We start from the raw sequence: 20,853 nt of genomic DNA, 5'->3' as shown, positions 1-20,853 counted from the left end.
CGTCCGATTGCAGCGATCTGGAGAACGGCGGGAAATGCACCTTCCTGCGTGACGAGTGCCTCGACGATCCGCAGTCCGGTCCGTGCCAGGTCACGACGAAGGTCTACAAATGCCCGGTCCCGACGCCCTGCTGGCCCTGCTGGGTCGACTGGACCTGGGCGAGCGCCTGCGCTGCCAGGACCGGCGCCAGAAGACCGATCAGGATACGGCCCCCCCGCATGGTTCAGGGATTCCGGCCGAGGTTGGCGAGCGCGGTCCGTGCGACCAGCGCGCCAGGGCCATTCTCGCCCGCGAACGTCTCCAGCGCGTAGCGCACCGTGACGTTGCCCTCGATGCGATCGAACGGAGGCGGCGTCGTCTTGCAGGTGAGGCCGTCGCACGGCGTGAAGTCGCTCGACGAGACCACCATCGTCGGAACCGCGGTCACATCGAACGCGCGGAACAGGCGCGGGTCGATCCCGATCGAGGCGAACTGCTGGTCCTTCTCGACCACCTTGGAGAGCGCGGCGATGAACGCCTTCCCCGAATTGCCGGGGAAGCCCCGGAACACCACGACGCCGCCAGCGGCCGAGGTATCGGCAATGATCCGCTTCAGCGCCTGTTCGGGCATCGAGGTGGACACGAACACCATGAACTGCGGCGCGGTGCCCTGGTTCTCCTTGAGGTTGGCCGAGGCGGCCTGGATCATCTCGTCGAAGTCGACCGCGCCCGCCGGTCCCCTGGGCAGGCTCGCCTTGTCGATCGTGCGCATCTGCTCCAGCGCGACCGCCTGCACGGTCTGCGCATCCTTGCGGAACGCGTCGCCGCGCCGCTCGACCTCGTTCACGAGCGCGGTCGCGTCCTGTTCGGACTTCGCCGATCGCGCGCGGATCGCGTCGAGGTCGAGCCCCTCGACGGTCTGCGCGAGAACCGCGCAGCCGGTGCCGACCGAGGCGATAGCGAGCGCGGAAAGGAGGAACTTCTTCATGTCAGGTCCTCACAGCATGCAGCAGTTGCGCTTGCGCCAGAGCAGGTAGCCGAAGTCCTCGCCCTTGACGGGGAAGGCCCGGCCCGCGTCGGGCGGGAGCGTCGTCGCGCCGATCGGCGAGCAGGCATATTTGCCGCTCACCGTGGGCGTCGGATTGGTCATCTGGATGCGGTATTGCGACTTCTTCAGGATCGGCATGACGTACTTGTTGCAGAGCGCCTTCGATCCAGCGGTGCCCCAGGCCAGCCCTTGCCGGTGCATCTTGAACAGGAGTCGCTCGGCCGCGAGACGCGACGACTGGACCGGCGAATTGTGCGCCGCGATGTTGCCGTTCATCGGAAACATCGAGCCGTTGCAGCCTGAGCACCAGAACATCGGGTCGATCGGCAGCTTCGCGCTCGCCGCGACGCAGTCAGCCGCGCAGGCGGCGACCGCGATCGGATTGTTGAACAAGGCGACCTCGGGATTGATGAGCGTGGTCAGCACGTCATCGTTCCAGAGCGGATCGATCTCGGTCATGTAGGCTACGTCGAACGAGGCCTGCTCGAAGCACAGGAAGTCGGTCAGGATCTCCATCCAGTAGAGCAAGGGATAGACGTAGTAATGCGCCTGCCAGTTGGCGCTGGCCTGGGTCGAACCGCCCTTGATGAGCGGGCCGGTATACTGCCCCTGCCCGATATCGAGCCCCGGATTGAGGCGAAGCCCGCCCAGGTTCGGGAAGCACCACGGCTTGGTGGTCACATCGACGAGCCGCGCCGGCTCCCAGAAGCCGATCGAGATGCCGATGCGCGGGATCGGTGAACCGCACGCACAGACCGGCAGGCTCGGGTTCTTGGTGTCGGGTCGGCTTCCCGGCCAGATATGCGCGCCGCCCACCGACAGCGGGAACAGGCAAGACCAGCAGACGTCGGTGATCGGGTTGACGAACTTGCCGGTGCAGTTGGCCGGGAGCGCGCTCGCCGGCGCCGGCAGCAGCGCGAACGCGGCGATCATGCCGAGGAGGGTGAGCAGGCGGCGGATCACGCCGCGCCCTCCGCGTCCGGCTGCGCCGCGAGGCTCGCGTCAAGGTAGGCGTTATCGGCGCGGTTCTTGGCGATCACATAGACCGGCACCAGCACGACCAGCGCCAGCACCAGTCCGGCAAGCGCGCCCCCTGCCCCGGCGCCGAGCACCGCGCGCAGCGGCTGCAACGCGCAGATGGCGATCGCCAGCGCGATCGCCGACCACAGGATCGCGCGCCGCATCGCCTTGAGGGCCGGCGTCTCGGGCGCGGCCATAGGCGTCCTGAGCATGTCGAGCCACATCATGCGCCCGCTCCCGGCATCTCGATCTCGCTGATCCTGAGCAATTGCCCCGCCGGTTCGACCACGGCGGGGACGCGCGCGATCCCGAAATGGCTGGTGAGCTTGCCCTGCTGGTCGAAGAAGAAGCGGCGCTTCTTCTCGCCCATGCGGTTGAACGGCGAGCCGGCGACGAAGATGATCTTGGCATTCTGCGCGGTCCACCGCTTCAGCGCCCAGTCGACCTGCGCATCGTCGCGGCCGTCGATGAACACGAGGTCGGTTTTCATCGCGACGAACGACAGCGGATTGACGCGCTGCCCCGCGCGCGCGACGAGCCGGCCCTTCTGGTCCTGGATATCCTGATCGAGCACGATCGTCGGGTCGAACGTCCAGCTGCGGCTTTCGCGCACCGCGCCGATGCCGGCGACGGGGATCGGGTTGCGCACGCGCTCCTCGGTCTTCTCACGCAGCGCGGTCTGCATCCGCTCGATGCCGCCATTGGCCTGCAGCGTCTTGAGCCTGGTGTCGATCGTCGCCAGCAGATCCGGCTCGGCGATCGCCCAGGTCTGGCCCATCACGCCGTGATCCTTTGCGAGCGCGCCCTGCACGATCGGCCAGGACGACGAGGCAACCAGCGCCACGCCCAGCGTTCCGCCGAAAAGGCCCGCGCGCCGGATCACAGGATGGGTGTCCCGGTGCCGATGATCTGCTTCGCGCAGGCAAAGCCGATCTCGCCATAGCGGCTGTCGAACCCGTCGGGGTGCGCGGTGCCGACATAATAGCAGCTCTCGGGTACGCGCCCGACCGGCCCCGGCGTCAGCACTTCGCCGAAGCGCGAGCGCGGCTTCATGTGGGCGACGCGGACGCCGTCGACATAGACCCATTCCCCGCGATGCTCGACCAGCGCGCCGGCCTCGCCGATCACGCGCTTGCCGAACGGTCCCGAATCCGGTCCGAAGTGGCGGCGCACCAGCTCGCCCTCGGGCGGCGCGAAGAACACATAGTCGCCCTTCGCGGGTACGCGGCCGCGCTGGATGAAGAACGCCCAGTTGGGGAGGCTCTCGCTGGCGTTTATCATGAAGGCGTGGGTCTCGCGCCACGCCGCGATCGAGTTGTAGCCGCCCCACACGATCCCGAGCAGCGCGACCGCGCTCCACTGGCGAACCCGCTTGACGATCAGCGCCTTGCGGGCCGCGCGGTCCCCGGCGACGTCAACCGCCGTGGGAGCCGCATGACCGACCCGCGCCAGCGCCTCAGTTGCCGCTGCCATCGACCCCTCCCGGCGCGGACTGGGTGATCGTCGCCTCGACCGGCGAGACCGGCGCAGGCCCGAACGGGGAAGCGGTCGGGACCGCCGTCCCTGGCGCGGCCGGCGCGACGGTCCCGGAGGCTGGTGGGAGCATCGCACCGACCGCGGGACCTGCCGGGGCGTTCGGCGCGGCCGCGGGGAGCGGCACGCGCGCGAAGACCGCGCGGCGGATCTGGTCGGTGATATCGGGGACGTTCTTCGACAGCACCGCCTCGCCGACGAGGACGGTGGTGCCGCTCGCGCCGACCTTCTTCATCTCGTCGTCGAGCGCCGACATGAAGGCCTGGGTCTGCGCGGCCACCTGTTGGGGCTGGCCGTTGCTGTGGCTCTGCGCCTGGACATATTCCGAGACGATGCCTTCGAGCCGCACGCTCGCCATCGGCACGGTCGCCGGCGGGGCCAGGAGATGCTTGGTCACCCACGCCCCCCACAGCAGCACCGCGACCGCCAGCGCGACCGCGACATAGGCGATGACGGGCAGGCCTTGCGGCTTGCGGCGATCCACCTTGTCCGCGACCGGACGGCGCGGTGCCGCGCCGGCTGCGTCCTCACGGGGTGCCGGGGCCGAGGCGGACGATTGCACCGCCGCGGACGCGGCCTCGGGACGATCGAGAACATCAACCATGACGGGAGCCTTTCGTGGAAGTGATGATCGCGCCGAGCAGGCGCACGCGGGTCACGGCGACGATGCCGAACGCGACCAGCCACACGACGAACAGCTGGTCGCCGAACGCCGCGCGGCGTGCCTGGTCGGCCGCGACGAAGCGCGTGCCGAGGTTGGCGACCTGCGAGAAGAAGCCGAGCGCGGTGAAGTCGCCGAGCATGAGGAAGAACAGGATCGCGACGCCGAAGGTCGCGAGCAGCGTCATCGCCATCCAGCCCGACACGCGCAGCAGGATATAGCAGGCGTCGCCGATCGCGCGCGTGCCCGTGCGCTTCCAATCGGTCGCCGTCGGCGTGCGCCAGTCGCGCTCGTGCGTGAAGGCGTTCATTCCGCCGCCTCCACCCAGGGCTCGCCCGGAGGATTGTCGCGATATTCCTCGGGGAAGGCGACGCGTTCGATCGCCTCGTCCATCGAGCAGCCGAGTTCGATCAGATGCTCGATATCGGCGAAGGTCTGCGGGCTGGAGGAATAGAGCGTCGCCGAATATTTATCGAGGACGAGCCGCCCGACCGCCATCGATTCCGGCCCCTTGATGAGGATGTCGGAATATTCCGCGCCGTTGCGCTTCAAGGAACGCAGCAGGCTTTCGGTATAGGGGTCCATGTCGAACCGGCCGTGCTTCTGGAAGTCCGAGATCGTGTCGGGCTTCTGCATGAGGATGACCGACCAGTCGGAGTTCTCGAGCGCCGCGAGGCTCCCTTCCGACTTGTAATAGTCGTTGAGGCTCTGCGTCGCGGTGATGAGCGAGGCGCCATATTTGCGGCAGGTACGGCTGTAGGTCTCGACGAAATCGGCCATCGATCCGCCGCGCAGCATCTGCCACGCCTCGTCGATCAGCAGCGCCTTGGGGATCTGGCGGTCCATCCGGCGCATCGTCTGCGACGACATGAACATGATCGCAGTCAGCACGACCGAGCGCAGTTCCTCGCGGCTCGACAGGTCCGAGAGCTCGAACACGGTCAGCGCGTTCGATATGTCCACCGACGCCTCGCCGGTGAAGAAGCTGCCGTAGGTGCCCTTGCCCGAGAACGGGAACATCGCAATCGCGAGATCCGTGCCCTGCACCGAGCCGTCGGAGCCGAGCGCCTCGATCACGTCGTCGACGCACCCTCCCCTGCCCTTGGCCTCCCACACCTGGTTGACCGCGCGGTCGATCAGACCGCGCTCGGTGTCGTTGAGCTTGTCGATGTGGCGGCCCATCTGGCCGATGATCGACTTGAGCATCGCGAGCGCGTCGACGAGATAGTCCTCGTCCTGCGCCACCAGCGTCTCGTCGATCATCGAGAAGGGATTGAGGCTGAACCCGTCGCGCAGGCGGAACTCGACGAAATTGCCGCCCAGGCTCTTGGCCATATGCTCGAACGAGCGGCCGTCATCGATCACGATGATCTTCGCGCCCACGCCGGCGAACGCCGCGCACAGCTCCTGCAGCGCCACCGACTTGCCCGAGCCGGACTTGCCGAACACCGCGACATTGTGGTTGCCCGCCTTGTTCTCGAACGGCGACCAGAAGAAAGGCTGGCCGCGCCGCCCGATGAACATCAGGTGCGGCAGATGCCCGCCGAGATACTCGCCCTGGATCGGCAGCATGTTCGCCGCGGTCGAGGTCAGCATCGTGCGCAGCCGCTTCATGCGCTTGAGGTCGCTGTCGAGCCCGTTGCCCAGCGTCATCGGCAGGCACGACATGAACGCCATGATCTGGAGGAACCGCTCGTCGAGCAGGTCCCACCCGGCCGCCTTGTACATCGACTTGACGGTGCGCTCGTTGGCGTCCCCCTGCCCCTTAGGGCTGATGATGCCGACCGCATAATAGGCCTGCACCAGCTTCTTGCCGAGGCGCAGCTCCTGGGTGACATGCTCCCATTCGCGGCTCTGATCCTTCAGCTGCGGGAGCAGCCGCGCCGACTTCGAGTCCGCCAGGCTCGACGTGCGCATGAACTTGTAGCCGGCCTTCGACGAGGCGGCCTGTTCGTCCTGGTAGCACAGGCACAGCGACGTGAGCGTCGGGCACCCCGGGCGCAGCTTGTCGGAGAACATGTCGCCGATCAGCTTCTGCACGTCCCACGGTGCCCAGCGGTTGGGCAGGTTCCTGACCGAGAAGAAGCGATAGTCGAACGTGTCGGGCCGGATCTCCTGATATTGCGTCTCGCCCGACAGGTTCGTCACCGCGCGCAGCGGCTCGACCGACACCAGCAGGCGATCGGCCTGGACGACGGTCTGGACGTCGCGCCGCACGCACTGGTCGGCGATCGGATCGAGGTCGGAATATTCCGAAACGTGGTCGGAGACGTCGAACGCCGGCGCGGTGATGTCGTCGATCAGCGCGATCAGATCGACCGGCCTCAGCCGGGTTGCCGGCATGTCGATCGACTGCAGCGTCGAGACGATGCTGTCGCGAACGCCGGTCAGCTCCTCGGGTGTCGCCTTCCCGCTGCGGATCGAGACCGACAGGAAGATGCGATGGTTGCGGACGTGAAACGGCCCGTCCTTCGACATCGACACCCAAGCGCCGTGGCGCAGGAACGCCGACCGGCGCTCGGCGATCTTGCGATGGATGCCGCCCGCCTTGTAGCGCGGCAGCGCATATTGCGCGATCAGCGCGCCCACGCGCGGGCTCTGGAATGCGAGCAGCTGAACCCGCGCGCTGGGCGGGACGCTCTCTGACAGCATCTGCGCGATGATCTCGCCGGTGCGTTCGTCCGCGCCCATCAATGGCGCGAGTTCCAGCGCGAACGCGATGCTGTCGGTCTGGTAGAACAGGTCGTGCCGCGCGTCATAGCTGCGATACGGCAGCCACTGCGACAGCATCGGCGCACCGTGCGAGGGCGTGCCCTGGTCGGGTGCGCGCGTATCGCCGAGCAGGCGCGCGATGAAGCCGGTCTTCGCCATGACGATCAGTCCTCCACACGCGGCGAGTAGGTCGCGGGACGGTTGCCCGGCGTGCTCGACGCGAGTTCGGGCGACGCCGGCTTTTGCGTCGCGGCGATCGGCACACCCTTGCCAGCAGCCGCCTCGCGCGCCTTGGCCCGCGCGGCCGCGACCGCCGCCGCGCTCGGTGCGCCGACCGCGCTCGCCGCACCTGCGGCCGCTGCCGGGGCGGCGACCTGGGCGACCTCGGCAGGCACCGGGGGAAGCGGGGCGATCGGCGCGCCGAGCTGCGAGAGGATCTCGGGGCTGACGTTGAGCGTCTGCGTCGCGGCGAGCGCGGAGCCGTGGCCATCGGTCGCCGCGAGCCACTGGCCGTTGTCGACCACCGCCTGCACCACCGCGGTCTCGTGGAACCGCCCCGCCGCGTCGACATGCGAGGGGAACACGATCCGCAAGACCTTCTGCGGCCCGACCCCCGCCGCCTGCGCCGGCACCGGCGTCGAGGCATAGGCGATCCGCTGCGTACCACCGCTGTTGCGCGCGGGTGCCTGGTACGGTCCTGCGGGATGATAGCCACTGTCGCCAGTGATCTCGGCCAGCGCCTTGTCATCGATGACGGTCGCCGGCGAGCAGCTGCCACCCTCGGGCGCGCCGCACGCGAACTTGCCCGAGATGTTGGTGCCCAGCGTCGTACAGCTGGCGAGCAGTCCCAGGCTCGCGGTCATCGCCAGCGCGGCGATACGCTTGGCGCGGGCGTGCGGGCGATAGTCGGAAACCGGGCAGGCCGGCAGGCGGATCACGGATCGGGTCACGACTTGGCTCCCTTCAACCATTCGACGAGCTGGGCCTTGGGCTTGAAGCCCTCGATCACCGCCCCGTCGGAGCGGACGATGACGGGCGTCCCGTTGATGCCGTGCGCCTTGGCGAACGCCTCGTTCTCATCGAGACCGCTGGTGTCGCACTTCGCGCCTGCCGGGACCGGGTTCTGCGCATAGGCCGCGCGGACCGCCGCATGACGATCGCGGGCGCACAGCACCTGGTCGGCGATCTCGCGGCTTCCCAGCACCGAGATCGGGCGCTCGATGACGCGCACGTTCATCGTCTCGAGCGCCTGACTGAGCGCGCGGCAGTAGCCGCAGTGGAAATCGGAGAAGACGGTGACCGTCTGCGTGCCCGAACCCCACACGATCGCACCCTTGCTCGACAGCCGCGTCACATCGAGCGTGCGGGCGACGGCGGGCTGGGTCGTGACTCGCGCACCCGCCCGCGCCGCGCCGGCCTCGGGCGCATCGGGCGTGGCATTGGCCTTCGCCGCGCCGCCCACCAGCATATCGGGATTGAGCGCGAGCAGCTTGGCGGCGGTCAGATCCTGCCGCGTCTCCATGTCATAGACGCGGCCGATGACGAGATAGCGCGCCGACTTGTCGACGTAGAACAAGTTCGCACCCGCCACGACCTCGCACAGCCCGTCGACCTTGGAGCAGTCGATCGCATCGACCTTGGTCTTGGGAAGCCGCTTCTGCAGCGCGACCTGGACCTGCGCGCCGATCGGCGCTTCGGCCGAGCCGGTCAGCAGCATCGCCGCCCCCGCCATCGCGCCGATCATGATAGTATTTGCCATGTGACCGCCTCCTTCCGGGCTCAGTTCTGGATGAAGACGCCTTCGAGGAAGACGATCTCGACATCGATGCCGGTCGGCATCTCGATGATGGGCTGGTACTGTTCGGCGCGCTCGATCAGGTATTTGCTGACCATGTCGGCCGACTGCGCGACGCCGTTGCCGATCCCGGCCTGGGCGATATCGCCGATGCCGAGTTGCTGGCGCTTGCCGTTGACGGTGACGTTGGTGCCCTGGAGCAGCATGTCGGTGTTGGCCGAGAAGCCACGCCCGAACCCGCCCGCTATCCCGGCGATGAAGGCCTGGGTGACGAGCCCGCCTTCGCGACTGACGACACGGCCGCGCACGCCGGTCTTGCCGGCGAAGCTGATGAAGCCCTTCACGTCCGACACCGCGAACCGGCCATTGGCCTGCGGACAGGTCATCCGCTGCAGCTTCACATAGACCTTCTCGGAAGAGAGATCGCCGCGCGCCGCGCCGTTGATGACGCAGCCTTCGATCCGCGTCGTGAGCAGCTTGCCGTTCTGGTAGACCGAGCGCGCCGGGCCGGTGATGCGCAGGATCACCGGCAGCGGATCGGTCTGCGACTGCACCCCCGCCGAGGCGTCGACGCCGACGATGACCTTCGCCTTCGCGATCGAGTTGGGCGGCAGGTAATTGGGGCTGTCGGTGTAGCTGGTCGTGCCACCCGAGATCCGAGTCGCGGTGCCCGAGGGGCCGCCCTCGAACGACACCAGCTTGATCGAGCGCGACTGCGACACCGCAGCCGCTGCCGCCTCGCCCGCCGTCATCGGCGCGCCGGGAGTGCGGTAATTGGGCTGGCCGGGGCCATACATCTGCGTCGGAGCCGGCGCGGCCGGCGCGGCGTTACGCTGCGCGATCTGCTGGCGAAGCTGGTCGTTCTCCTGCTGATAGGCGCTCATGACCCGCTGGCCATCGCTCGCCATCGACTGCTTCTCGCCCTGGAGCGCGGCGATCTGCGCCTGCAACTGCTCCATCTGCGCGCGCTGGCCGTCGACGCCCTTCAGCTGATTGTTGATCGACTGCATCTGCGCTTCGGATGCGGCCTGCCATTCACGCTGCGACATGTTCCGGTTGACCATGTCGTCGGTGGTGATCTTCACCTCCTTCCCGTCGGTGCCGACCGGCTTCAGCTTGGCATCGTCGCCCATGACGTACCAGGAGCCCAGCACCAGCGCGACGGCGCCACCACAGCCGAGGTAGAGCAGCTGCTTCTTGCGGACGGCATCGTTGCCGGCCATCAGCTCGCTGTCCCCGCCCTCCTCCGGCTCGGTATCGAGCTGCTTGGCACGGTTACGCTGGAAGATGTCCTTGAGGCTCATGGCCGCACTCCGTTGGCGAGGCCCGAAGGCGTGACGATATAGGCGGTGGTGGCTTCACCGGGCTTGAGGTTGGGGTTGGCGACCGAGACCGCGATCGCGTTCGACGGTGCGATCGTTCCCTCGCCCAGCGCGACCGGAACCTTGCCCCGGTTCTCGATCCTGAGCGTGCGGCCTGCGAGGCTGGCGCCGCGATACTCGGCGACCATCTGGACCTTGAGCGAGCCAATCATCACCGGGTCGGTGACCGCGGGCCTGACCTCGAACCCTTCGAGCGGCGCGGACTGGAACATCGCCTGGACCAGCGTGGCGGACGCCTCCTGCGGCGATGCCGCGACGGCCGCGACCTGCGTTTCCGCGGCGCCACCGATATCCTTGTTCTCGACGAACACCTGCTGCGCGTCGTCGCCGGCGAGCCGGCACGAGAATTTGTACACATAACCCTTCGACGTCGTGCCGAAGAACGACACGTTCGGCCGCGAATAGGCTTCCGGGACCGACACATAGATGTCGCCCCGGGTCGGTTCATTGACCACGGTGAAATCGTCGGTATCGACCCCGGTGGTCAGCTTCGAGACGCTGGCGAAGCGATCGTCCTTGAGGCTGACGCGGGTCAGCCCCGACTTCGACATCGTGCAGGCGACCTCGCTGTTGTCCTTTGCCAGCACATGCTCGTCGGCGAAGGCCGGCGCGGCGAGGACCACGCCGCCCGCCACGATCATCCCCGCCCCGATCAGGCGCGATAGCGAACACAGGCGCGATGCGAAGGCGGTCCCGCCCCCGATCAGCCCGACTGCGACCCAGGCGGTCATGCGTCGTCTCCGATGGTTGCCGCGGCGTCCTTGTCGGCCTTGGTGACCATCCCGAAGCCCTTGAGCTGGAGGGTCAGGCCGCGATACGCCCAATAGAAGCGGAAGGTCTTCGGCTCGGCGGTGACCGACTTCGAGCCGACGACGGTGTGCAGCGTGCCGGTCACTTCCGAGGTCAGTTTCTCGGGATCGACCTTCATGCCGGCGAGCGTGAAATACTGGCTGATGCTCGATCCGCGCTGCTCGTTGAGGATCTTCATCAGGTCGCGCTTGAGCGAACCATGTGCTTCCGGCGTGGCGATCGCCAGGATCGAGTCCATCCAGTATTCGAGATTTTCGGGCGAGCGGTTGAGCGTCATCAGCGCGGTGTCGCGCGTGACCATCTCCAGATACTGCTCGCTGACCCCGCTCGACGAGAGCGTCAACGGGGAGCGGACGATCGGCTGCAGGACGATCTCCCGGTCACGGGTCGCGCCGACTAGGAACAGCAGCACCACGAGGCCCGCGAGGACCAGCGCGACGATGCCGAGCATGTTGCGCTGCTTGAGGACGCGCTGCGACTGCGCGAGACCGACAGAATAATCCATTTAGCCCACCATCACGCGAAGGTGGGAGGGCGGCGTCGCCTTCAGCCCGGTAAAACTCGACGGCAGGTGCCAGTAGGCCATGTGGAGAATCCACGACGTGGCCTTGCCGGCTTTGAGTTTCCGAAATCCCCACCATCCGAGCAACGAGACCATCAATCCGATCACGACGTGCTGCGACAGGATCCCCCAGATGAAGGGGATCGCCATCGCGAGGAACTCGTCCAGCGTCCAGAAGCCGATCAGCTCCGGGTCGTCGAGATGCGAAGGGATGGTGTACCGGTCCATAAGCTAAGCCGCCCTCCCAGCGGTTGATCCAGCCGACGCCTCAGATCGTCGCGGTGACGGTCGAGGTGACGATCGGGATACCCGTGCCCGCGCCGACACCGACGGCGACGGGAACGGCCACCTGGCCGAGGCTGAAGCGGCCCGACGCCAGCGCGACGATGCCGCCGGCCAGGCTCATGACGGTGATGATCTTGCCGCCCGAGCCCTCGAGGAAGTCCGTGAACTTCGTCAGCGCGGTATTGAACGTCGTATCGGCGCCGGCGAACGCCGCCGACGCGCCCAGGACCATCACCATCGCGATGATCGCCAGGCCGAGAAGGACGCCATTGATCTGGCCACCCTTCGGCATTGAAAGTGCAGACATGCTCTTTCCCCTTGAAAGACGAAGCGGATTGCTGCGTCACCCTTAAAAGGGAGGAAGAAACTGACTCCCGCAAGATGGAAAAAAATTACACTATTTGTCTCGCGCCAAGTACATCTTGGTCGCCCGGAACAACGCCCCGCCTACTGCGGATTCTAAGGCGGTATGACTTGGATCAGTGTAAAAAATTACACTATTTGTTGATGCGCCTTGCCGGAGGAGATCCGGTTACGCATCGTACCGCATCTGGTCGGCTTTATGCGGCCGATGGCGACACCCGCCGCTTTGTCGTACGGTCCGATATGCCCCAGGCGCTTTATACCTTCAAAGTGGATCACTCGCTGTTCCGCCTCGCCGTGGATGCGATGCGCATTCATTCATTGGCCACATGCGGATTTGAGACTGTTTCCGCTACCTCTATGAAGGGGTTGGAGAATTTCGTCGTTTGCCGTGATCCTGCCCCCTTTGTTCACGAGGCGCGAGATGCCGACATCCCCGGTCCGATTCGGGTCACGTTACGCATTCAGATGCACCAGAATGACCTGTTTCAGCGCGCGCGTGCCCATGCTGGCGACGCATCCGGATCGCTTGCGCCAATTCGGCTCACCTTCATTATCGGGCTACTCGCCGCATTTCATGGAACATTTACGGAGAGGTCATGAATCGCGCTGCGTGGCGGTGGTTGACAACGTGAACGGATAGATGCGTATTAGACCCCTAACGGGGGTCGCAGTATGTACCACCAGTCTACAAAGGCTTCAGTCTGCGAAGATCGGCAACAACGTCTTCACGCGTTGTTCATGGCTGAGTGGCGTCTGAAGAAAGTGACAAATGCCGAAATGGCTCGCCGCCTCGGCAAGAGCCTTAGCCTCGTCAACAAAATCCGAGCCGGCCAAACGCCCTTCACAGGGCGACTGATCGACCAGTTTGTTGATATCCTGCAGATCGACCCTGTCCGCGCCTATATCGCCGTCGACATCCTTCACGAGCCGATGGTGTACTACAGCCCGAGGTTCGCGACCGCAGTTACCGAAAGCCTCGAGTATTTCTCGGCAATCCTTTCCGATCCCGACATCCCCGAGATAGTGACTGGCTCCGAACGCGGCATCGGTCGAACTGGGCTGACCGGCTGAAGTCGGTCGTCGACACTACCAGTCTCGAAATGTACCGCCCCGTCTTACCGTCACATCACCTTGCGCTAAGCGTCCGAGTGGCAGAATGACGCTTGCTTATGCCCAGCGACCCATCCGAGATCAAAAAAAGCACGCGGTCCATGCGCCTGAAAAAGGAGCGGGAAGACAATGCGGGGTACCGGCGGTCGACCGTGGCGCTGTCGCCCGTAGCATTAGCGATCGCAGAGCGACTTCAGGATCGTCTGGGCCTCGGCTCCAGGGAAGCTGTCATCAACGCGGTTTTCGAGCGCATCGACTCCGATCGATATCTCAAATACGAATTTCTAGGGCCAGAGGGCTTCCGTTCGCCACCATCGCTGGCCGAACCCGAGGCTTCAAACCACGAGACAGCGGACCACGGACATGCGGCAAAGGCCACCAGCTGACGAGTCGGGTCATGCCATTGTCGATTTTCTCGACGAGCATCGACTGCCGCACAGCCCCGAGAATTACGGCTTCGCTCACACCTATTTCGAAGGTGCTGACGAGGCCCATTTCATGGCCGTCGCCAATCTGATCGACGGCGGTTATCGCCTCCGACAGGAAGACGTGCGAGCGATTTCGGCACCAGCGGATCTCCATGGCACCGCGACGACGATCGGCGAGCTCTCAACAGAGGTCATGCACATCATCGGTGCAACTGCCCAGGAGGCAAATGCCTTCGTGAAGACCCTGACGCTGACCGCGGCCGAGCTGGTCTCCGCCGACGGAAGCATCCATAGCGCGGTCGCGCGCATGACCGCCCAGGCAGAGCGCGCCGAAGAGCGGTTGAAGCAGATGAGCCTTCAGACGGCCCTAGTCCGCGAGCGCCTACGCTCGCTGGGCGTCGATACTGACATCGATCCTGCTACCTCGCTCCTCAACCGCATCGCGATCGAGTCGGTGCTCACCGCTGCACTCGGGCGGGAAGGCCCTACCCTTCTTGCGCTGGTTGCGCTCGATCAAGTCACCTCGATCGGGGCGACTCATGGGATCGGCGTCGTCGAGCGGGTCCTGCGCGCGCTGGGCCAGACATTGCGGGATCATTGCATGCCGCACCGGGTCGGCCGCTGGGAGGCAAAGCGGATCGCCATCGTGTTCGACAACTGCGACCACGAAGCCGCCCGCGATATGCTGAACGCAGCCCGCAAGGCATTCTCGAGGCGAAAGCTGCAACGCGTCGAGAATGAGACGCCGATCGGCGAGGTGACATGCTCGGCGGGGCTCGTACTCGCCCCCAACGCTGTCTCAGAGGATCGGGCCTGTTGAAAAATACCGGACATGCCGGGGTGCTCCTTCGTTTCACTCCTACCGTGAGGAGCGCCGCTATGATGGGACCAGCCTGTCGCGGTGGGCGGGAAGGGGCGTCCCGTCGCACCATAGAAGCCTTGTTGCCCGCAAACCACCTGTTGCGTCGTATCGATCAATGTCTCGATACGGGCGAGCTGAGAGAAGCGCTGGCTGATCATTACAGCGCGCGAGGTCGGCCTTCGATCGACCCCGAACTCCTCATCCGCATGACCCTGATCGGCCGCATCTACGCGATCACGTCCGAGCGGCGTCTGTGCGAGGAGCTGCGCTACAATCTCGCCTATCGCTGGTTCTGCCGTCTCACGCCGGGGGACAAGGTTCCGCACCACTCGACCTTCAGCAAAAACCGGCACGGACGCTTTCGCGATGCCGGCGTCTTCCGGCAGCTGTTCGAGGCCACGGTTCGCCGCTGCATCGGAAAGGGCTTGGTCGGAGGCAAGGACGCCGCGATTGATGCCTCGTTCATCGAGGCTGATGCGTGCTGGCAGCGCAAGACCGTACCTGGCTATTTGCCCTACGTAGCGAACGCCGGTCGTCCTGTCCGGGAGTGGCTGGCCGATCAGGGTAGTATCAGCACAAAACCTGGCGGCTCGAAGGATTTCGAGGGTGTATCGCGAACCGATCCCGCCGCAGCCTGGTCGGCACGCCCGGGGCGCGCGCGGTTCGGCTATGCACTGAATGCGCTGGTCGACACGCCGAGCGGCGTCGCGCTCGACGTCGAAGCGACGCCGGCGCGCTTTGCCGAGGAGGTCGATGCCGGCCGTGTCATGCTCGGACGAGCCGCCGATCGCTTTGACTATCACCCCAAGCGGATTGCTGCAGACAAGGCCTATGGCAGCGCCGGCTTCCTCGGTTTCGTACGCGACCAAGGCGCGATCCCGCACATCCCGGTGATCGACCGCACGCAGCAGACGAAGGGCAAGCTGCCGCGAACGGCATTCAGCTATGATCGCGACACCGACAGCTTCACCTGTCCGATCGGCAAGACGCTCCGGCACTACACCTTCCACCTGCGCACTGGCGTACACCGCTATGCTGCCGATGCACGGGACTGCGAAGGCTGCGTGCTTCGGAAGACATGCACGAAGGCCCGTCGTCGCACACTGGTTCGTCTCGACAATGAGGACGCCCGGGATCTCGCTAGGGCCGAACTGGAAACCGGGCTCTTCAAGCGATCCATGCGATTGCGGCGCGGGGTCGAGCGGTTCTTCGCCGACGCCAAAGGCAAGCATGGCATGCGGCGACTTCACCTGCGTGGCATCCGCGGAGCGGAGGAGGAATTCCTGATTGGCGCGGCCGTGATGAACCTGATGATCCTGGCGCGACCACAGCGTCTGACCGACAAGCCCAGACGAGGCAGGTGCATTCCAGCAGCGTTGACCCCGGCGGCCATATCGGCCCGGTCGATCGAGCATGATGTGATCGTCTCGCCACCGCGACGATATGCCTGATCGCTGATGGGCTTTGCGCACGGTCACGCGGCGCGCAGTCGTTCTTTGCGGTACGGCACGCCATCGAGCAGCGCCTGGCCGGGCGCCTTGGGCGTGCCGTCACCATTCACGTACATATAGAGTGTCGTGGTCGTCATGCCGAGGCGGCGCGCGACATCGGCTGCGACTGCGTTGCGATCGGACATTGCAGCCATCGCCATCGCGAGGGTGGCCTTGTCCATCTTGCGAGGCCGACCGCCCATCCGTCCCCGTGCCCGTGCCGCGGCAAGTCCCGCCTGTGTCCGCTCGGCGATGAGCTCGCGCTCGAACTCGGCGAACGCTGCGAAGATGCCGAAGGCGAGGCGACCGTTGGCGGTCGTGGTGTCGATCTGCGCGCCGGCACCCGCCAGCACCTTCAGGCCGATGCCGCGTTCGCGCAGCGCCTCGGCCGTGACGACCAGATGGCGAAGATCGCGCCCAAGGCGATCGAGCTTCCAGAGGACCAGTGTGTTGCCGGGTTGCAGTGCCTTCAGGCACGCGGTTAGACCGGGGCGGGCGTCGTGCCGCCCCGACGCAAGGTCTTCGTAAATCCGCGAGGGATCGACGCCGGCCAAGAGCAACGCATCGCGCTGGGGTGCCAGCGTCTGTGACCCGTCAGCTTTGGACACCCTCATATATCCAATGAGCATTGTTACCCCGCCAGAAAAGACATCCGACAGCCTGCAATATGCCAGTGGTTTCCGCAACGGGTTTTCCGATTGGTGGAATGCGTTGACGAGGCAAAATCAGCAACCGCCAGAAAACCGGCCGTTTTTCTGGCGGTCTGGCTTTCCGTTTTGCCACGCTCGACAAGCAGTTCGGGAAACGGCACCCGCCTTGCCGTCTGTCGTGCAACTCGCGCATTGGTCGTGTTGGCCGCCCTTTCCAATCGGGATGGGACAAACTGAAAGTCAGGCGATCGTATCCACCACACCGCCGTCAACGCGTAGCGCCGCACCGGTGGTCGCGGACGCCTGCGGAGAGGCGATATAGACGCACAGGTTGGCGACTTCCCCGACCGTGGCAGCACGCCGAATAATCGAGGACGGTCGGTGCGCCCTGACGAAATCGGCGCCGGCCTCTTCCAACGATTTGCCCGATGCGACCGCGTCCGCCAGCATCTCGGTCACGCCCTCCGACAACGTTGGACCGGGAAGAATGGCGTTCACCGTCACGCCCGTGCCCGCCATGCGCTTGGCCAGCCCACGCGACAAGGCAAGGTCGGCCGTTTTGGTCACGCCGTAGTGGATCATGTCCGCCGGGATGTTTAGGCCGGATTCCGAGGACAGGAACAGCACCCGACCCCAGCCTTTGTCCCGCATCCCCGGGAGATAGGCCCGGGACAGGCGTACGCCCGACAACACGTTGACCCGGAAGAAGCGCTCCCATTCCTCATCGAGTGTCTCGAAAAAGTCCTGCGGGCCGAAGATGCCGGCATTGTTGACCAGGATGTCGACCTCCGGAAGCGCGGATACGATGGCATCACATCCGGCTTCTGTGCCGACGTCTCCGGCCACACCGCGCACATCGGCATCCCCGACCTCACGCTTTAGCTCGGCCACCGCCGCCTGGGTGCGGCTCTCGTCGCGCCCGTTCAGGACGACGATCGCCCCGGCTGCCGCCAACCCCTTCGCGATCGCAAAGCCGATGCCGGCGGTCGAGCCGGTCACGAGCGCCGTCTTGCCGGAAAGGTCGATGTTCATGCGCTATCTCCAGGGATGGTCGTTATCGGTCGGAGTTGTCCGTAACGTCAGCCCTGCGCGGCCAGTTGCGCCTGCACCGCATCGGCTAGTGGCGTCGTCGGACGTCCGATCAGCTTCGAGAGCTGGTGGCCGTCATCGAACAGCGCACCGTTCGAGGCATCGACGTCCCATGCCGCAAGTCCCTCGGCGAAGCCCTCGGGCAGGCCCACCTGCTTCAGGATCGCGGCGTAATCTGCCTGCGGCAGATCACGGTACGGGATGTTGCGACCCGTCTGGCGTGAGATCTCGGCGGCAAGGTCGGCGAGCGTCACCGCGTCGTCACCGGCCAGCTCATAGGTCTTGCCCTCATGGCCGTCGCTGGTCAGCACGATGGCTGCGGCTTGGGCATAATCGGCGCGGGTCGCGAGCGACAGGCGTCCCCTCGCCAAGCACCTCGTCCTGTGCCGGATCGAACGCGTACCGCCCAGGCTGGACCTGGACGTCTATCCCTTCCTGCCACGCACCACGGTCGAGAAGACCTTTGCCAGAGCCTATCTGAGCCTGCTCTCCGACCGGCAGGAGGCCGCATGAGCGATCAGGCCCCGGAGATCCTTCTCGCTCACCATCTCAAGGCGCTCAAGCTGCCTACGTGCCTGCGTGAGCATCACAAGCTCGCGCGGCAATGTGCCGCTGAAAGCGTCGATCATATCCGCTTCCTCGCCCGCCTCGTCGAGATGGAAATGATCGAAAGGGAGCGTCGCATGGTCAGCGGCGCATCAAGGCCGCGCGCTTCCCCGCCGTAAAAAGCCTCGACAGCTTCGACTTCGCCGCCATCCCCAGGCTCAACAAGATGCAGGTGCTCGAGATGGCGCGCTGCGAGTGGATCGAGCGGCGTGAGAACGCCATCGCTCTGGGGCCATCAGGCACCGGAAAGACGCACGTAGCGTTGGGGCTCGGACTGGCAGCATGCCAGAAAGGACTGTCGGTGGGCTTCACCACCGCGGCAGCGCTGGTCAGCGAAATGATGGAGGCCCGCGACGAGCGCCGTCTTCTGCGCTTCCAGAAGCAGATGGCCGGATACAAGCTGCTCATCATCGATGAACTGGGTTTTGTGCCGCTCTCCAAGACCGGCGCCGAACTGTTGTTCGAGCTGATCTCCCAGCGTTACGAACGCGGCTCCACCTTCATCACCAGCAACCTGCCCTTCGACGAATGGACCGAAACCTTCGGATCTGAGCGTCTCACAGGCGCGCTCCTCGATCGCCTGACCCATCACGTCAGCATCCTCGAGATGAACGGCGAAAGCTATCGCCTCGCGCACAGCCGGGCCCGCACGGCCAAAACCAGACCCTGAAAATTACACCAATGCCGGGGGGAGTGGCCTTCGGGCTACGCCCTCACGCCACTCCCCCCGGCATGTAACACGATGGCCTGGTTTTACGCCGCCGAATGGCCGACTTTTGCTCCGCCGTTGACACGCGGCGCGTCGGGCGGCGATATCAACGCCCGCTATGGCGTCGATCATGGCTTCAGCTTCTACACCCATAATTCTGATCAGCGCGCGCCCTACCACGTCAAAGTGATCTCGGCCGCGACGCATGAGGCGCCCTATGTCCTCGACGGCCTCACCAGCCACGGCACCGATCTCAGGATCGTCGAGCATTACACCGACACCGGCGGGGCGACCGATCATGTCTTCGCCCTGTGCGCGATGCTGGGATTTCGCTTCTGCCCGCGCCTGCGCGACTTCCCCGACAGGCGGCTCGCGCCGATCGCCCCGACATGGCGACCTCAAGCGATTTGAAGTGGGAAAGTTGGGTTTGATGGACGTTGATCGATGCGCGGCCCATGCAGTCCACGCTCTGGTTCATCGGCGATCCTTCGCCATACCCGGGATCAGCAACCGGCTCACATATTTGGCGAGCAGGGCTCTCCCTCGATCGTTGGTGAGCCGGCTTGCGGCCCTCCCATATCGGCGCCCGCAAGGTTGAACATGCCGTTGAACGCATATCGCTAGCCTCTGCTGGCATTGTACCGGATTTGTTCGCCCTTAGCGTGCAGAAACGTCACTTTCGTGTAGTCACCCCAAAGATCCCAGCTGTGGGTGGATGACCCGCTCGGAATTATGACGAAAAGGTGCTTGCTAGGCAGATCGTCGCCAAACGCGCTGGCAGGCACCTACACCGATCCTCGCAGCGATGGAGGTGCGACTCGGCTTGGTACAATCGTGCGGCTAGAGCATCGCCCTCATCAGCGCCGGCTCAAAGGCACCCCAAGAAACCGCAATGAGCGTGAGCACGGTTGCCATCATCAGCATCAAAACCCTTGGAGTGCGCAGCCAAAGACCAACGTGCGGGGCTCCGCACCCGCAGGCCTTTTGGCGCTGACGGATGACCACGAGCCAGCTGATAATCAGCATGAGCACGGATAGGCCAGCCATGGGCCAGCGGAGCGGTCCTATAGCTGTCAGGACGCTTCCGAAACCGGTGCTGAGGCCGAGACCGGCTAGTGCCATCGGGAGAATGCAGCACGAGCACGCCGCCAGCACCGCGCCAACGCTGCTCAACATGCTCATCAACGTAGTTTTGGCGCCACCCGGGGGCATCGCCTCTCTTGGCACCCCAGGAAGCGCGACGTTTTTCTCAACTAGCATCATTGACCCCTTACGGGCAGTGACCGCAAAAAGAGGCAACCAGCGCTCCAGCGCGGTTCTCGAACTCATCTCTCTGGCCGCTCGCCCAGCTTCGTGATCATACCATAAGCTGCGCCGACCCGAAGCCCGATCTCAGCTTCCTCATCGCCAGCCGGGCGGCCACTGACCGTCTCCAGCGCGATAAGCAGATGCTCCGCGACATCCATGCGGCCATCGGCAAAAGCCCGCTTGAACGCGGCCAGGATCAGATCGTCCAGCTCGGGCTCATTATCATTCACGTCTCACTCCTTGGATCCCCGCTCCGCCCGTTCCTTTGATCAGAGCCGCTCCAGCTCGAGCCCCCAGCGTTGTCTGCAGGTATTTCACGAGAGCTGCCAGCCCTAGGATCAGGACGGCTACGACGAGGAGCCAGACAACTCCCATGCCGATCATCATCGCGGCTCCACCGCAGTCCATCATCATGTTCAGCTCCTACGTTCGAGGCTGGAGATTCCCG

The 20,853-nt window shown here is 65.2% G+C and carries 24 protein-coding genes and 2 pseudogenes; 7 read left to right on the top strand and 19 right to left on the bottom strand.

Features of this window, described 5'->3' with window-relative positions; genetic code table 11:
• Positions 1–223: 223 nt before the first annotated feature.
• From trbC to BFL28_RS12145, 15 genes are read right to left on the bottom strand one after another with little or no spacing between them, the layout of a single operon-like run.
• The gene (gene trbC / locus BFL28_RS12215) at positions 224–967 is read right to left on the bottom strand and encodes a type-F conjugative transfer system pilin assembly protein TrbC (RefSeq protein ID WP_007406318.1); all 744 of its coding nucleotides are present in this window, start codon (positions 965–967) and stop codon (positions 224–226) included.
• A 9-nt stretch (positions 968–976) separates the two neighbouring features.
• A complete protein-coding gene (gene traU, locus BFL28_RS12210; protein ID WP_241215474.1) occupies positions 977–1,960 on the bottom strand; it encodes a conjugal transfer pilus assembly protein TraU in 984 nt (327 codons plus the stop codon).
• 26 nt (positions 1,961–1,986) lie between these two features.
• Positions 1,987–2,259, bottom strand: a complete 273-nt coding sequence (locus tag BFL28_RS12205; protein ID WP_241527313.1) for a hypothetical protein — start codon at positions 2,257–2,259, stop codon at positions 1,987–1,989.
• A gap of 11 nt (positions 2,260–2,270) precedes the next feature.
• The gene (gene traW / locus BFL28_RS12200; RefSeq protein ID WP_069320828.1) at positions 2,271–2,930 is read right to left on the bottom strand and encodes a type-F conjugative transfer system protein TraW; all 660 of its coding nucleotides are present in this window, start codon (positions 2,928–2,930) and stop codon (positions 2,271–2,273) included.
• On the bottom strand, positions 2,927–3,520 hold the full coding sequence (locus BFL28_RS12195) for a S26 family signal peptidase (RefSeq protein ID WP_069320827.1): 594 nt from the start codon (positions 3,518–3,520) through the stop codon (positions 2,927–2,929). The genes traW and BFL28_RS12195 overlap by 4 nt, the downstream gene beginning before the upstream one ends.
• The gene (locus tag BFL28_RS12190) at positions 3,504–4,184 is read right to left on the bottom strand and encodes a TrbI F-type domain-containing protein (protein WP_069320826.1); all 681 of its coding nucleotides are present in this window, start codon (positions 4,182–4,184) and stop codon (positions 3,504–3,506) included. The genes BFL28_RS12195 and BFL28_RS12190 overlap by 17 nt, the downstream gene beginning before the upstream one ends.
• Positions 4,177–4,551 carry a hypothetical protein gene (locus tag BFL28_RS12185; protein WP_007406323.1) on the bottom strand — a complete coding sequence of 125 codons (375 nt, stop codon included), beginning with the start codon at positions 4,549–4,551 and terminating at the stop codon, positions 4,177–4,179. The genes BFL28_RS12190 and BFL28_RS12185 overlap by 8 nt, the downstream gene beginning before the upstream one ends.
• Positions 4,548–7,112, bottom strand: a complete 2,565-nt coding sequence (gene traC, locus BFL28_RS12180; RefSeq protein WP_069320825.1) for a type IV secretion system protein TraC — start codon at positions 7,110–7,112, stop codon at positions 4,548–4,550. Before traC ends, BFL28_RS12185 begins: the two co-directional genes overlap by 4 nt.
• 5 nt (positions 7,113–7,117) lie before the next feature.
• Positions 7,118–7,903: a conjugal transfer protein gene (locus BFL28_RS12175; protein WP_069320830.1), complete on the bottom strand. Its 786-nt coding sequence runs from the start codon at positions 7,901–7,903 to the stop codon at positions 7,118–7,120.
• Complete coding sequence (locus BFL28_RS12170; protein ID WP_069320824.1) at positions 7,900–8,712, bottom strand: DsbC family protein; 813 nt, start codon at positions 8,710–8,712, stop codon at positions 7,900–7,902. The genes BFL28_RS12175 and BFL28_RS12170 overlap by 4 nt, the downstream gene beginning before the upstream one ends.
• Before the next feature lie 20 nt (positions 8,713–8,732).
• The gene (locus BFL28_RS12165; RefSeq protein ID WP_066760161.1) at positions 8,733–10,052 is read right to left on the bottom strand and encodes a TraB/VirB10 family protein; all 1,320 of its coding nucleotides are present in this window, start codon (positions 10,050–10,052) and stop codon (positions 8,733–8,735) included.
• On the bottom strand, positions 10,049–10,861 hold the full coding sequence (locus BFL28_RS12160; RefSeq protein WP_007406304.1) for a type-F conjugative transfer system secretin TraK: 813 nt from the start codon (positions 10,859–10,861) through the stop codon (positions 10,049–10,051). Before BFL28_RS12160 ends, BFL28_RS12165 begins: the two co-directional genes overlap by 4 nt.
• A complete protein-coding gene (locus BFL28_RS12155; RefSeq protein WP_007406332.1) occupies positions 10,858–11,445 on the bottom strand; it encodes a type IV conjugative transfer system protein TraE in 588 nt (195 codons plus the stop codon). Before BFL28_RS12155 ends, BFL28_RS12160 begins: the two co-directional genes overlap by 4 nt.
• Positions 11,446–11,730 (bottom strand): type IV conjugative transfer system protein TraL, encoded by a 285-nt coding sequence (gene traL, locus BFL28_RS12150; RefSeq protein ID WP_007406330.1) that lies wholly within the window; start codon positions 11,728–11,730, stop codon positions 11,446–11,448. It abuts the gene before it with no gap.
• Between the two features lie 40 nt (positions 11,731–11,770).
• Positions 11,771–12,025 (bottom strand): hypothetical protein, encoded by a 255-nt coding sequence (locus tag BFL28_RS12145; protein WP_371262956.1) that lies wholly within the window; start codon positions 12,023–12,025, stop codon positions 11,771–11,773.
• A gap of 80 nt (positions 12,026–12,105) precedes the next feature.
• Between BFL28_RS12145 and BFL28_RS12140 the strand changes: the two genes are divergently transcribed.
• The 5 genes from BFL28_RS12140 to BFL28_RS12120 all read left to right on the top strand — a co-directional run bounded on the left by BFL28_RS12140 (position 12,106) and on the right by BFL28_RS12120 (position 16,004).
• Entirely contained in the window at positions 12,106–12,753 is a 648-nt protein-coding gene (locus tag BFL28_RS12140) for a hypothetical protein (RefSeq protein WP_173655737.1), read from the top strand.
• Between the two features lie 138 nt (positions 12,754–12,891).
• On the top strand, positions 12,892–13,224 hold the full coding sequence (locus tag BFL28_RS12135; RefSeq protein ID WP_066782291.1) for a helix-turn-helix domain-containing protein: 333 nt from the start codon (positions 12,892–12,894) through the stop codon (positions 13,222–13,224).
• 98 nt (positions 13,225–13,322) lie between these two features.
• Positions 13,323–13,649, top strand: coding sequence for a hypothetical protein (locus BFL28_RS21255; RefSeq protein WP_051749592.1), 327 nt, complete (start codon positions 13,323–13,325; stop codon positions 13,647–13,649).
• Complete coding sequence (locus BFL28_RS12125) at positions 13,627–14,511, top strand: GGDEF domain-containing protein (protein WP_066782289.1); 885 nt, start codon at positions 13,627–13,629, stop codon at positions 14,509–14,511. Before BFL28_RS21255 ends, BFL28_RS12125 begins: the two co-directional genes overlap by 23 nt.
• A gap of 59 nt (positions 14,512–14,570) precedes the next feature.
• Positions 14,571–16,004 carry a transposase gene (locus tag BFL28_RS12120; RefSeq protein ID WP_286881630.1) on the top strand — a complete coding sequence of 478 codons (1,434 nt, stop codon included), beginning with the start codon at positions 14,571–14,573 and terminating at the stop codon, positions 16,002–16,004.
• A gap of 23 nt (positions 16,005–16,027) precedes the next feature.
• Here BFL28_RS12120 and BFL28_RS12115 read toward each other — a convergent pair whose 3' ends face one another.
• From BFL28_RS12115 to BFL28_RS12105, 3 genes are all read right to left on the bottom strand, one after another.
• Positions 16,028–16,672 carry a recombinase family protein gene (locus tag BFL28_RS12115; protein ID WP_066782287.1) on the bottom strand — a complete coding sequence of 215 codons (645 nt, stop codon included), beginning with the start codon at positions 16,670–16,672 and terminating at the stop codon, positions 16,028–16,030.
• Positions 16,673–16,933: 261 nt separating this feature from the next.
• Complete coding sequence (locus tag BFL28_RS12110) at positions 16,934–17,725, bottom strand: SDR family NAD(P)-dependent oxidoreductase (protein WP_066782286.1); 792 nt, start codon at positions 17,723–17,725, stop codon at positions 16,934–16,936.
• 47 nt (positions 17,726–17,772) lie between these two features.
• On the bottom strand, positions 17,773–18,153 hold the full coding sequence (locus tag BFL28_RS12105) for a Rossmann-fold NAD(P)-binding domain-containing protein (RefSeq protein WP_206599110.1): 381 nt from the start codon (positions 18,151–18,153) through the stop codon (positions 17,773–17,775).
• 138 nt (positions 18,154–18,291) lie between these two features.
• On the opposite strand from BFL28_RS12105, the pseudogene istB reads away from it, so the two are divergent.
• Both istB and BFL28_RS12095 read left to right on the top strand, forming a co-directional pair.
• Positions 18,292–19,058: pseudogene (istB, locus tag BFL28_RS12100) on the top strand (IS21-like element ISSsp5 family helper ATPase IstB).
• A 138-nt stretch (positions 19,059–19,196) separates the two neighbouring features.
• Positions 19,197–19,487 (top strand): annotated as a pseudogene (locus tag BFL28_RS12095) (Tn3 family transposase); the annotation flags it as partial.
• Between the two features lie 935 nt (positions 19,488–20,422).
• Here BFL28_RS12095 and BFL28_RS12085 read toward each other — a convergent pair.
• Positions 20,423–20,635 carry a hypothetical protein gene (locus BFL28_RS12085; protein WP_004213002.1) on the bottom strand — a complete coding sequence of 71 codons (213 nt, stop codon included), beginning with the start codon at positions 20,633–20,635 and terminating at the stop codon, positions 20,423–20,425.
• Between the last annotated feature and the right edge of the window lie 218 nt (positions 20,636–20,853).

Source organism: Sphingomonas turrisvirgatae, from assembly GCF_001721295.1.
Taxonomy (GTDB): Bacteria; Pseudomonadota; Alphaproteobacteria; order Sphingomonadales; family Sphingomonadaceae; genus Sphingomonas; species Sphingomonas turrisvirgatae.
Note: the sequence above shows the minus strand (reverse complement) of the source record. Positions and strands in the feature narration are given on the sequence as shown.